Source organism: Enterobacter cloacae complex sp. ECL352, assembly GCF_020149545.1.
Classification (GTDB): Bacteria; Pseudomonadota; Gammaproteobacteria; order Enterobacterales; family Enterobacteriaceae; genus Enterobacter; species Enterobacter asburiae_B.
Genome location: NZ_CP083709.1, coordinates 4,051,487 through 4,063,533 on the forward strand (window position 1 = coordinate 4,051,487; position 12,047 = coordinate 4,063,533).

At 55.1% G+C, this 12,047-nt stretch carries 14 protein-coding genes; 5 read left to right on the plus strand and 9 right to left on the minus strand.

The window, feature by feature from the left end; all coding sequences use genetic code 11:
• Positions 1 to 174 precede the first annotated feature (174 nt).
• The gene (locus LBF07_RS19715) at positions 175 to 1,224 is read left to right on the plus strand and encodes a rhodanese-related sulfurtransferase (protein ID WP_094934954.1); all 1,050 of its coding nucleotides are present in this window, start codon (positions 175 to 177) and stop codon (positions 1,222 to 1,224) included.
• A gap of 41 nt (positions 1,225 to 1,265) precedes the next feature.
• Here LBF07_RS19715 and LBF07_RS19720 read toward each other — a convergent pair whose 3' ends face one another.
• The 9 genes from LBF07_RS19720 to mdtH all read right to left on the minus strand — a co-directional run bounded on the left by LBF07_RS19720 (position 1,266) and on the right by mdtH (position 7,942).
• Positions 1,266 to 1,844 (minus strand): YceI family protein, encoded by a 579-nt coding sequence (locus LBF07_RS19720; protein WP_033145193.1) that lies wholly within the window; start codon positions 1,842 to 1,844, stop codon positions 1,266 to 1,268.
• Between the two features lies 1 nt (position 1,845).
• Positions 1,846 to 2,412, minus strand: coding sequence for a cytochrome b (locus tag LBF07_RS19725; protein ID WP_094934969.1), 567 nt, complete (start codon positions 2,410 to 2,412; stop codon positions 1,846 to 1,848).
• A gap of 207 nt (positions 2,413 to 2,619) precedes the next feature.
• Positions 2,620 to 2,733, minus strand: coding sequence for a YceO family protein (locus LBF07_RS19730; protein WP_032638658.1), 114 nt, complete (start codon positions 2,731 to 2,733; stop codon positions 2,620 to 2,622).
• A 59-nt stretch (positions 2,734 to 2,792) separates the two neighbouring features.
• Complete coding sequence (solA, locus tag LBF07_RS19735) at positions 2,793 to 3,911, minus strand: N-methyl-L-tryptophan oxidase (protein WP_094934955.1); 1,119 nt, start codon at positions 3,909 to 3,911, stop codon at positions 2,793 to 2,795.
• A 116-nt stretch (positions 3,912 to 4,027) separates the two neighbouring features.
• A complete protein-coding gene (gene bssS / locus LBF07_RS19740) occupies positions 4,028 to 4,282 on the minus strand; it encodes a biofilm formation regulator BssS (RefSeq protein WP_008500827.1) in 255 nt (84 codons plus the stop codon).
• Positions 4,283 to 4,556: 274 nt separating this feature from the next.
• Positions 4,557 to 4,802 (minus strand): DNA damage-inducible protein I, encoded by a 246-nt coding sequence (gene dinI, locus LBF07_RS19745; protein ID WP_008500826.1) that lies wholly within the window; start codon positions 4,800 to 4,802, stop codon positions 4,557 to 4,559.
• 74 nt (positions 4,803 to 4,876) lie between these two features.
• On the minus strand, positions 4,877 to 5,923 hold the full coding sequence (gene pyrC, locus LBF07_RS19750) for a dihydroorotase (protein WP_033145198.1): 1,047 nt from the start codon (positions 5,921 to 5,923) through the stop codon (positions 4,877 to 4,879).
• 126 nt (positions 5,924 to 6,049) lie between these two features.
• Positions 6,050 to 6,610 carry a lipoprotein gene (locus LBF07_RS19755; protein ID WP_023311126.1) on the minus strand — a complete coding sequence of 187 codons (561 nt, stop codon included), beginning with the start codon at positions 6,608 to 6,610 and terminating at the stop codon, positions 6,050 to 6,052.
• Between the two features lie 123 nt (positions 6,611 to 6,733).
• Positions 6,734 to 7,942 carry a multidrug efflux MFS transporter MdtH gene (gene mdtH, locus LBF07_RS19760; RefSeq protein WP_039261870.1) on the minus strand — a complete coding sequence of 403 codons (1,209 nt, stop codon included), beginning with the start codon at positions 7,940 to 7,942 and terminating at the stop codon, positions 6,734 to 6,736.
• 236 nt (positions 7,943 to 8,178) lie between these two features.
• Here mdtH and rimJ point away from each other — a divergent pair, with 236 nt between their 5' ends.
• The 4 genes from rimJ to murJ all read left to right on the plus strand — a co-directional run bounded on the left by rimJ (position 8,179) and on the right by murJ (position 12,020).
• On the plus strand, positions 8,179 to 8,763 hold the full coding sequence (rimJ, locus tag LBF07_RS19765) for a ribosomal protein S5-alanine N-acetyltransferase (RefSeq protein ID WP_094934956.1): 585 nt from the start codon (positions 8,179 to 8,181) through the stop codon (positions 8,761 to 8,763).
• A gap of 9 nt (positions 8,764 to 8,772) precedes the next feature.
• On the plus strand, positions 8,773 to 9,429 hold the full coding sequence (locus tag LBF07_RS19770; protein WP_094934957.1) for a YceH family protein: 657 nt from the start codon (positions 8,773 to 8,775) through the stop codon (positions 9,427 to 9,429).
• Positions 9,430 to 9,431: 2 nt separating this feature from the next.
• Positions 9,432 to 10,355: a Gfo/Idh/MocA family protein gene (locus LBF07_RS19775; RefSeq protein WP_033145201.1), complete on the plus strand. Its 924-nt coding sequence runs from the start codon at positions 9,432 to 9,434 to the stop codon at positions 10,353 to 10,355.
• Positions 10,356 to 10,484: 129 nt separating this feature from the next.
• Positions 10,485 to 12,020, plus strand: coding sequence for a murein biosynthesis integral membrane protein MurJ (murJ, locus tag LBF07_RS19780; protein WP_023311131.1), 1,536 nt, complete (start codon positions 10,485 to 10,487; stop codon positions 12,018 to 12,020).
• The last annotated feature ends 27 nt before the right edge of the window (positions 12,021 to 12,047 follow it).

Here is a 12,047-nt window from a genome sequence, read left to right on the forward strand (position 1 = left end):
GAGACATAGCCAAAATATCTGCTTTCGAAGCGTGCACGAATACAGCAATTGTTAAGCCTGATTAATCAGGGTGTGTGAAATGTAGCGTAAATTGTGGGGATGTAAATTGGTTTTGTTTGCTATATGATGCCGACCGATTTTTAATTCTCTCTAACGATTCCAGGACTGTACACCATGCCAGTGTTACACAACCGCGTGTCGAATGAGATGTTGAAAGCGCGTATGTTGGCTGAAACCGAACCGCGCACAACCATCTCTTTCTATAAATACTTCACGATCGACGATCCGCAGGCGACCCGCGATGCGCTTTATCAGGCGTTCACGGCCCTGAACGTCTTCGGCCGCGTCTACCTTGCCCGTGAAGGCATCAACGCGCAAATTAGCGTACCGGAAAGCAAAGTCAGCGCTTTCCGCGAGTGTCTTTATCAGTTCGATCCGGCCCTCGACGGCTTGCGCCTGAACATTGCCCTGGACGATGACGGGAAATCCTTCTGGGTGCTGCGCATGAAGGTGCGTGAACGCATCGTGGCGGACGGTATCGACGATCCTGCGTTTAACGCGGCGGATGTCGGTGAATATCTCAAGGCTGCGGAAGTGAATGCGATGCTGGACGATCCGGATGCCGTGTTCATTGATATGCGTAACCACTATGAATACGAAGTGGGGCATTTCGAGAACGCGATGGAAATCCCGGCCGATACCTTCCGCGAGCAGCTGCCCAAAGCGGTTGAGATGATGCAGGAACATAAAGATAAAAAGATCGTTATGTACTGCACCGGCGGTATCCGCTGTGAGAAAGCCAGCGCGTGGATGAAGCACAACGGCTTTAATAAGGTCTGGCATATTGAAGGCGGCATTATCGAGTACGCCCGCCGCGCCCGCGAGCAGGGTTTACCGGTGCGCTTTATCGGGAAAAACTTTGTCTTTGACGAGCGTATGGGTGAGCGTATCTCGGAAGACGTTATTGCCCACTGCCACCAGTGCGGCGCACCGTGCGATACCCACACCAACTGCAAAAACGACGGGTGTCATCTGCTGTTCATTCAGTGCCCGGCCTGTGCCGAGAAGTTTAACGGCTGCTGTAGCGAACTGTGCAGCGAAGAGAGCATCCTGCCGGAAGAAGAGCAGCGTCGCCGTCGCGCAGGACGTGAAAACGGCAACAAGATTTTCAATAAATCACGCGGCCGTCTGAATACCAAACTGGGTATCCCTGACCCGGAATGATAATAACGCCCGGCACGGCGAAAGCCTGCCGGGCGAATCTATTATGATTTCTGCTGTACACCTTCAACGGAAATAATCAGCTCAACGTCCTGAGACGCCGGGCCTAAATCCGTTGTGATATTAAAATCTTTCAGGTGAATTTTACCCGCCGCTTCAAAACCTGCGCGTTTACCGCCCCACGGATCGTCACCCTGACCCAGTAATTTAGCATCCAGCGTGACCGGTTTTGTTACGCCGTTAAGCGTCAGGTTGCCGGTAATATTCAGCTTATCACCCTCTTTTTTCACTTCCGTGGAGGTGAAGGTAGCCTGCGGGTATTTCCCGACATTGAGGAATTCCCCACTGCGCAGATGTTTATCACGTTCAGCATGATTAGTATCCACGCTGTTGGTATTAATGGTTACGTTGACCTTATCGGCGGCAGGATTCTTCTCGTCAAAGGTGAATGTGCCGTCAAAATCTTTAAAGGTACCGTACAGCCAGCTGTATCCCAGGTGCTGAATACGGAAATTGACGAAAGCGTGCTGGCCCTCTTTATCAATTTTATAATCAGCCGCCACGGCGGAACCGGCGGTGAATAACAGAGAACCCAGGGCGATACCCAGCAGGTGTTTTTTCATTTTATGCTCCAGAGTCAACTGACGAGCGGCCAAGCATGCGCTTTAGCGTATCGTCTTTATCAATAAAATGGTGTTTGAGGGCGGCAAGCCCGTGCAGCACGGACAGGATCACGACGCCCCACGCAAGCCAGAGGTGAACGACCCCGGCGGTGTCAGCCTGAGCGCCCGCATCGCTGAGCGTTGCCGGGACGTCAAAAAGGCCAAAGACGCTAATCGGCTTACCGTCCGCCGTTGAGATAAGGTAGCCGCTGATCAGAATGGCGAAGAGCAGCGCATAGAGCGCGATATGCGCGGCAACGGCACTGACGCGGGTAAATTTGCCGTGGGTCTTCGGCGCCGCGGGCGGCGGGGAAATATGTCGCCAGATCACGCGAAAAACCAGACCCAGCATCAGGAGAACGCCAATGCTTTTATGTAACTCCGGTGCCTGGTGATACCAGCCGTCGTAATAGCTGAGCGTGACCATCCAGAGTCCAAGGCCAAACATACCGTAGACGGCAATAGCAAATATCCAGTGCAAACCTATGGATATTATTCCGTAGCGCCGGGAGGTGTTACGCAGTTGCATCAGAATGTCCATTTTCATATTAACCGAAGGGTAAAAATGAATGGGAAGATGTGACATTGCAACTGAAATAATTGTCTATTGATTTTTATTTTATTTATTTCAGCGCTTTTGAACAGGATCGATAAAGGTAATTCAATGTCTTCGTGCAAGTAAAATAAAGAGCTTCAATAAAGCTAAATTAATGTCAATTATTGTCAGTAAGAGTTTTCAATAAAATACAATGTAAACAAAATCAATAATAGCCAGCAGCGCCCACAATAAGATATAGAGCATGAAATGCTCGCGAATATTATTCATCAGAAAGCTAACGATCCTGCGCATAACGCCCCGTAATGCAGTGTGAATGAAACGGGCCCCGGAACGTCCGAAGCCCGTGCGGATTATCTGTTAAAACGCGAGAGTGAGAAGGGCGTCAGATCAAACTGCGGCGCGATGCCCTGGCCAAACTGTGCGGCGATCTCGCCCAGCACGGAAGCGAACTTAAAGCCGTGGCCGCTCAGCCCGGTGATCAGCAGGACGTTGTCATGTCCTGGCAGGGTATCAATGATAAAGTCTTCATCCGGCGTGTTGTCGTAGGTACAGGCCGCGCCATACAGCAAGCCACCGACGCCCGGAAGAATAGTGCGCAGGAACGAGAAGGCTTCTGAACCATCCTGTGGACAGGCGCCAAAAGGCTTGCGTTCGTCAGGAGAGGCGATAGCCTGGCCACCGTTGTGTTTACCGATTTTCAGCGCGTCTTTCTCGGAAGGGAAACCGTAGAACTGATCGCCATTCGGCAATTCGCCGGTGAAGGCCGGGAATTTATTCTGCGCGCTGTAGCGACCATCCGACTGGAACCAGGAGAAGACCTTCCGCACCGGCTGGATTGGCAGTTCCGGCAGCAGGCGAGTGACCCAGGTTCCTGCGCTGACGAGCAGGCGGGACGCTGAATAGTCGCCGTCAAGAGTCGTTACCGTGACGCCATTCTCGTCATGGGTGATGGCCTCCACCGGACAGTTAAACAGCTGCGCACAGCCGGCCTTAGCGGCAAGATCGATCCAGGTTTTGATCGCCGTTTCACAATGCAGCACGCCGGAGTGGGCCTCAAAGAGGCCGATGTAATCGTCCGGGACGGTAATTTCAGGCCAGCGCGCGGTAATGCCCGTTGCGTCCAGCTTCTCAACATCCAGATTAAAGGCTTTTGCACTGCGCTCGACGCCGGCGAGAAAATCAGAATGAGCAGGGCCAAGGTTGACGACGCCGGTACGCTCGAAAATACGCTCTTCGGTCTGTGTCGCCAGTTCATCCCACAGCGTCTGGGCGCGAAGCACCAGCGGCACATAGCGCTCGCCTTCTCCATACGCATGGCGCATGAGACGGGTATCGCCATGATGGCTGCCCTCCGAATGAGGAGGAAGGTGGGCATCGATCATCAGGACCTTCAGACCTGCCTGTGTTGCGTAATAACCGGCGGCGGAACCCACGGAGCCGCTACCAATAATGATTAAGTCGTATCTCATATGCATCTCATAAACTGATGTTTTGTTAGCAGAGTAATTAACAACGCGGGGTTAGACAAGGGAGAAATAAATAAGGCACCGCGTGGGTGCCTGTAGAGAGAAAAGTGGGCATAAGCTTAGTGCCGTTTATACTCATTTTCCTGATAGTCGCCAGATTCTATTTTTGCAATACCTGCCTCTAAAATAGAAATAAACTGACGGGCGACGTCTGTTGTTAGCCACAGCGTCTGTCCAACTTCCGCTTCTTCACGGTTGAGTTGATTCGGGGTCTGGTAGTGCAAACGCAGCATCAGCGCATCGTAGCTATCTACGGTACTGATATCCCAGCCAACCAGTGGATGGGTCTGGATCACTTCACTATTCTTTTCCATTATAACCCCCTTAATGCGTGTTAGAAGACAACGGCTCTGAGGTTCAATGCATGTTTTTCTGAAAGCATCTTCAGTATACCAAGTAATAAGGGTTCCAACGGGAAAAATAAACAGGTGGCAACACATTTTTCTGCTTTTTAGGATTGTTCGAACAATAAAACACCATCTCGTTCACGATTTTTAAAGAAGATGCCGAATTAATTTGAACTTGCAGGATTTTTAGACAAAAAAAAGCCGGGGCGACCCGGCAAAAAAACACAATGAGGGAGCAGTGTTAATCTGTGATAAACCAGTCGTCTGCGCTTTCCCACGTTTCCTGCAGGATTTCGCTGATGCGATCTTTATCTTCTTTCGCAGCACCAATGACGGAGAGGTTGTTCGCCGCGGCGTAACGCACCGTTACGGCACCCGCGTTGTCGGGAAAGGTGTTGTTAATACGGCGGGATAATTCGCCTGCCAGTGCATCAAGCGCGCCGGCAGGCAGAACAGTTGTTTTGGCTATGGTGACTTCAATACGCATAAATGCCCCCTGTGTAATATACTGTTTATTTATACAGGTATATTATCGATTTGACAACAAGGGGCATTGATTTTTTAACGTTTTACCGTCCAGTTAACTGTTTCGCCCGCCAGGAATGGGATCAGCGTGTCATCCGTCAGCGCAATGGACTCCTCAACGTGGCTCGCTTTACGCTCCAGTTCGATGAAGGTATCGTTGACCGGCAGGCCGTAGAAGCGCGGGCCGTTAAGGGAGCAGAACGCTTCAAAATGTTCGAGCGCGTTCATCTCTTCAAAGACGGTCGCGTAGCTGGCCAGTGCCGTTGGGGCGTTGAAGCAGCCTGCACAGCCGCAGCTCGCCTCTTTGCGGTGGCGGGCGTGAGGTGCGGAATCGGTGCCGAGGAACGCGCGGGAGAACCCGCTGGCAACCAGCTCGCGCAGCGCCTGCTGGTGGATGTTGCGCTTGAGAATAGGCAGACAGTACAGGTGAGGACGCACCCCGCCCACCAGCATGTGGTTACGGTTAAACATCAGGTGCTGTGGCGTAATGGTCGCGGCGATAAGATCGTTGCCGTCGCGTACATACTCTGCCGCGTCTTTGGTGGTGATATGCTCAAAGACCACTTTAAGCGCGGGCAGGCGCTGGCGCAGAGGCTCCATTACGGTCTCGATAAAGCGGGCTTCACGGTCGAAGATGTCAATCTCGGCATGCGTGACTTCACCATGGACCAGTAGCGGCATGCCCAGTTTCTGCATGCGTTCCAGAACCGGCATGATGGCATCAATGCTGGTGACGCCGTGGCTGGAGTTGGTGGTGGCATTTGCCGGGTAGAGTTTCGCCGCCGTAAATACGCCTTCGTTAAACCCGCGCTCCACTTCGTTCGGATCCAGCGAGTCGGTAAGATAGCAGGTCATCAACGGGGTAAAATCGTGTCCCGCAGGAACGGCATCCAGGATGCGCTGGCGATAGGCCATCGCGGCATCGACGGTGGTGACTGGTGGAACCAGGTTAGGCATGACAATCGCGCGGCCATAAATTTCGCTGGTATAAGGCACGACGGTTTTCAGCATATCGCCATCACGCAGATGGATATGCCAGTCGTCAGGGCGGCGGATTTTAAGAACCTGGGGTTGTGCAGTCATGGAAGCTCCGGCTTGTCAGGAATCAGTCATAAGGATGGCTGTTTTTGCCGGACACAAATCATAAGCGGAAACGTTTTCGTTTGCACACTTTTCCGTAAAAAAAAGGGCGCCGCAGCGCCCTTCAGGTTAATCGGTGAAAGGAATGATAATTTCACCCGGTTTCACCTCAATGCCTTTTGCATATTTTTTCGCCAGAGCTTCACCCTTGCTTTTGTCTTCGCTTAAGACGTACGCGGGCTGCTGGTTAAAGTAATTTCGCAGCGACTGGTTCAGATAGGGCATCAGGGTTTGCAGAACCGGTGCCATCTTGTCCGGCGACACCTGCGCATCGACGACTTCCATCTCCTGCAGGAAAATCGCCCCTTTCTCTTTGTTGAAAACGGGCAGGGCCTTCAGCTTGAGCTTGATGTTGGCCTTCTGATTGCCAAAGAGGGATGACATATCGAGATCCGCATCACCGGCCAGGGTGACTTTGTTTGGCTCTTCACGACCGATCTGGCTGGTCAGGTTCGTCAGGACGATATGCGCGTCCGCCAGTCCCGGCACGCCAATGTCTTTAGAGAAATTGTTATGTTTTTCCAGCGCCTGATTAATTTCCTGTTCACTGACGGTATATTGCGTGAGCTGGTTACAGCCAACCAGCAGGCCGCTGACTACTAATGCCGCGGCAAAGACAATTTTCTTCATAGTGTTCCTCAACGAAAAATCGGCGCTTCTGTCCTGTTACGCCAGTATGTCAGTGTGAATTGGCAGAAACCAGCAGAAAAAACTGAGAAGTGGGGCGGGAGGGGCTCCCGCCCGAGGGAAAGGCTACGCGCCAGGCTCGAGCATCCCGCTCGCGCTGCGCTTCGGGCTGAACTGCCACCACAGGGCAAGGAGCGTCATAAAGCCCACCGCGCCGAGCATCATCCACGGGAGTTCGGGCTGGCTTAACGCTTTGCCGGCATCAAACAACCAGCCGCCACCCGCGTAACCTAATGCGCCGCCAAGCGCCAGCCCCAGCCGGCTGAAACCCATATAGCTGCCGCGCGCACGCGCATCCGCAAGCGAGGCGCTCAGCGTTTCACGGGCAGGCTCGGCGATGATCGAGCCAATATAGAACGTGCAAATCAGCGTAAACAGCTGCTGGAGAGAGTTCACCAGGCCGATCGGCATCATGCTCAGCGTCATCAGGAACAGCCCGGCCATCAGGCGATGCTCCAGACGAAAGCGCCGCTCGCTCCAGCGGGCAATCGGATAAAGCAGCGTTAACGACAGGCAGGCTTCGATGGCGTACATCCATTTAACGGCTGCAGGGGTCCCCGCGATGTCGTTAACCATGATCGGCAGCATCAGCATGACCTGTACAGCCAGCATGTAGTATCCCGTCAGGGTCAACACATAGGTGACAAAACGCCTGTCGCGCAGGACGCGGCCAAGCCCTTCCCGGACCGGCGCTTTGACCGTCGACAGTTTCCAGGCGGGCAGGAACAGGCCATTGAACAGCGCGCACAGAATAAAGAGCACCGCCCCAGCGGCGCAGACCAGACGGAAGTCATACTGCAGCAGCCAGCTTCCCAACAGGGCGCCGATAACCGCCCCTGCACTGTCCTGCATCATCAGAATCGAGAAGAAACGGCCGCGGTGCTGGGGGCGAATAAGCTTTACCACTAGCGCGGTGCGTGGCGGATCGAACAGCGTGCCGCCGATACCGGAGAGGAAACAGGAGAACCAGAGCAGCCAGGGCTCCTGGGCGACCGCCATCGTGGCAAAGCCTGCCGCGCGCAGCAGCATACCGGTAACGATCATCGGTTTAGCGCCGAAGCGGTCGGCAATGGCCCCGCCAAAGACGCCCAGACCCTGCTGGACAAACTGGCGTAGCCCCAGGGCAATGCCAACCATTAATGCCGCCCAGCCCATCTGATCGACAAAGCGGATCGATATCAGCGGAAAAACGACAAAAAAGCCGAGCACGACCAGCATGTTATCGACGAGCAGGAAATATTTACCCAGGCTCCTGGCCTGTGATACGCGGGACATTTTCCCTCCAGGGAAAATAAGAAGGTGAGCACGCTAACATTCTGCGGTGTCGCCGCGTTTTTTCCCACCCCCGTGGGTGACAATATTTTTTTATCAAAAGGGTGCTTTGATAGAGAGTTCTCATCGAAAAATGTGAAAAGAGGTGAAAATGGTATGTCACTGTTTTCACAGACGGCGCAGGCGCAGGTATAGTAAAGCTAATGGGTCAGCAGAAGTGACGGGAAGGAGTGGTATCGATGTTTGGCTATCGCAGCAATGTGCCAAAAGTGCGTCTGACAACGGACAGGCTGGTCGTTCGTCTGGTGCATGAGCGTGATGCCTGGCGTCTGGCGGATTATTACGCCGAGAATCGCCAGTTTTTAAAACCCTGGGAACCCGTTCGGGATGAGAGCCATTGTTACCCTTCCGGCTGGCAGGCGCGCCTCAGCATGATTACGGAATTTCACAAGCAGGGCAGCGCGTTCTATTTTGCGCTGCTGGATCCCGAAGAGAAAGAGATTATCGGGATCGCTAATTTTTCAAACGTGGTGCGCGGGTCGTTTCACGCCTGCTACCTTGGCTACTCCATCGGCCAGAAATGGCAGGGGCAGGGGCTGATGTACGAGGCGTTAACGGTGGCGATCCGCTATATGCAACGCACGCAGCATATCCATCGCATCATGGCGAACTATATGCCGCATAATCAGCGCAGCGGCAATTTGCTGGCCCGCTTAGGGTTCGAGAAAGAGGGTTACGCCAAAGACTATCTGCTGATAGACGGAGAGTGGCGCGACCACGTTCTGACGGCGTTAACCACCCGGGACAGGACCGCAGGTCGTTAAGGAGAAAAGATGAAGTATCAGCTAAACGGTACAGAAGCGCGCGCGATTGGGTGCTTACTCGAAAAGCAGGTTACCACGCCGGAGCAGTATCCGCTCTCCGTCAACGCCGTGACCATGGCCTGCAACCAGAAGACCAACCGCGAGCCGGTGATGAACCTCAGCGAGCATGAGGTTCAGGACGTGCTGGATGCGCTGGTAAAACGCCACTACCTGCGCACCGTCAGCGGCTTCGGCAACCGCGTGACCAAATACGAACAGCGCTTCTGTAACTCCGAATTCGGCGACCTGAAGCTGAGCAGTGCGGAAGTGGCGGTCATCACCACGCTGCTGCTGCGCGGGGCGCAGACGCCGGGAGAGCTGCGCACGCGCGCTTCCCGTATGCATGAGTTCAGCGATATGCAGGAAGTTGAGCAGACCCTGGAAGGGCTGGCCTCACGTGAAGACGGCCCATACGTGGTGCGACTGGCGCGCGAGCCGGGCAAACGTGAAAGCCGCTATATGCATCTGTTCAGCGGCGACGTCGATGTCGCTACCGCTACCGTGGAGAGCGACGCGGGATCCTCAGCAAGTAATGACACTCTTGCCGCGCGCGTAGAAGCGCTGGAAGACGAGGTCGCCGGGCTGAAACAGCGCCTGGATGCGTTGCTGGCACATCTGGGAGACTGACGGTGAAAAAATTACGCGTAGGCGTGGTGGGGCTCGGCGGCATCGCGCAAAAAGCCTGGCTGCCTGTTTTAGGTGCAGCAACGGACTGGACCCTGCAAGGGGCATGGTCACCCACCCGAGAAAAGGCAGAACGTATCTGCGAAACCTGGCGCATTCCGTATGCTGCCTCTCTGCAGGATCTGGCCCGCGAGTGTGATGCTGTTTTTGTGCATACCTCAACGGCAACCCACTATCAGGTGGTAAGCGAGCTGCTCAATGCGGGGGTTCACGTCTGCGTGGATAAGCCGCTGGCGGAAAATGTTCAGGATGCCGAACGGCTGATTGAGCTGGCCGCGCGCAAAAAACTGACGCTGATGGTGGGCTTCAACCGCCGCTTCGCGCCGCTTTACCAGCAGCTGAAGGCGCAGTCGGACACGCTCGCCTCGCTGCGGATGGATAAACACCGCACCGACAGCATTGGGCCAAACGATCTGCGCTTCACCCTTCTGGATGATTATCTGCACGTTGTGGATACGGCGCTGTGGCTGAGCAACGGCCATGCGCAGCTGAAGAGCGGTACCCTGTTAACGAATGACCAGGGGCAGATGGTCTACGCGGAACACCACTTCGCCGTTGAGCATCTTCAGATTACCACCAGCATGCACCGTCGGGCGGGAAGTCAGCGTGAATCCGTGCAGGCGGTGACCGAGGGCGCGCTGTACGACATTACGGACATGCGCGAGTGGCGGGAAGAGAAGGGCAACGGCGTGGTGACGCTCCCGGCGCCAGGCTGGCAGAGCACCCTCGAGCAGCGCGGTTTCGCAGGATGCGCCCGTCACTTTATCACCTGCGTGCAAAATCAGACGGTTCCTGAAACGTCCGGCGAGCAGGCCATTATGGCGCAGCGCATTGTGGAAAGGCTCTGGCGCGATGCCATGAGCGAATAACTCGCTGTAACATCTGCGGATAGTAATTCGTTGAAATCCGGTTAGACTAAGCGCCGCTTGTTGGCTTTGCCGGGTGGCGCTTACGCTAACCCGGTCTACAAATCCGTATGGTTCTGGAAATTCACGTTAATGAACTTATTAAAATCGCTGGCGGCCGTCAGCTCGATGACCATGTTTTCCCGCGTGCTGGGTTTTGCGCGCGACGCCATTGTGGCAAGGGTATTTGGTGCTGGGATGGCCACGGACGCCTTTTTCGTCGCGTTCAAATTGCCGAACCTGCTGCGTCGTATTTTTGCTGAAGGGGCGTTTTCCCAGGCATTCGTGCCCATTCTGGCGGAATATAAAAGCAAGCAGGGTGAAGACGCGACGCGCGTCTTTGTTTCTTATGTCTCCGGGCTGCTGACGCTGGCTTTGGCGGTGGTGACCGTACTCGGGATGCTGGCCGCGCCGTGGGTGATTATGGTGACCGCGCCCGGTTTTGCCGATACGGCTGACAAATTTGCGCTGACCTCGCAGCTGCTGCGCATTACTTTCCCCTATATTCTGCTCATCTCGCTGGCCTCGCTGGTGGGGGCGATCCTGAACACCTGGAACCGCTTCTCTGTTCCGGCGTTTGCGCCGACGTTTCTCAACGTCAGCATGATCGGTTTTGCCCTGTTCGCCGCGCCGCACTTTAACCCGCCGGTGCTGGCGCTGGCCTGGGCGGTCACCGTCGGCGGCGTGCTGCAGCTGGCGTACCAGCTGCCGCATCTGAAAAAAATCGGCATGCTGGTGCTGCCGCGCATCAATCTCAAAGATGCCGGGGCGATGCGCGTGATCAAGCAGATGGGGCCCGCTATTCTCGGCGTCTCCGTCAGCCAGATCTCGCTTATCATCAACACCATCTTTGCCTCTTTCCTCGTGTCCGGCTCGGTTTCCTGGATGTACTACGCCGACCGTCTGATGGAGTTCCCGTCCGGGGTGCTGGGCGTCGCGCTGGGGACCATCCTGCTGCCGTCGCTGTCGAAAAGCTTTGCCAGCGGCAATCATGATGAATATTGCCGCCTGATGGACTGGGGTTTACGTCTCTGCTTCCTGCTGGCCCTGCCAAGCGCGGTAGCGCTGGGTATTCTGGCCAAACCGCTGACGGTGTCGCTCTTCCAGTACGGGAAATTCACCGCCTTTGATGCCGCCATGACCCAGCGCGCGCTGATTGCCTACTCGGTCGGCTTGATGGGGCTGATCGTCGTCAAGGTGCTGGCGCCCGGGTTCTACTCGCGTCAGGACATCAAAACGCCGGTGAAAATTGCCATCGTGACGCTGATTATGACCCAGCTGATGAACCTGGCGTTTATTGGTCCGCTGAAGCATGCCGGTCTGTCGCTGTCTATTGGTCTGGCGGCCTGTCTGAATGCCGGGCTGTTGTACTGGCAGCTGCGCAAGCAGGATATTTTCACGCCGCAGCCGGGGTGGGGAAGTTTCCTGGTACGTCTGATCGTTGCGGTACTGGTGATGTCAGCCGCGCTGCTCGGCATGATGTACGTGATGCCGGAGTGGTCCCTGGGCACCATGCCTTATCGCCTGATGCGGCTGATGGCCGTGGTAGGCGTCGGGGTCGTGGCTTACTTTGCCACGCTCGCGGTGCTGGGGTTCAAAGTGAAAGAGTTTGCCCGCCGTACGGCATAAACGCCAAAAGGGGAGTTCACCTTATGG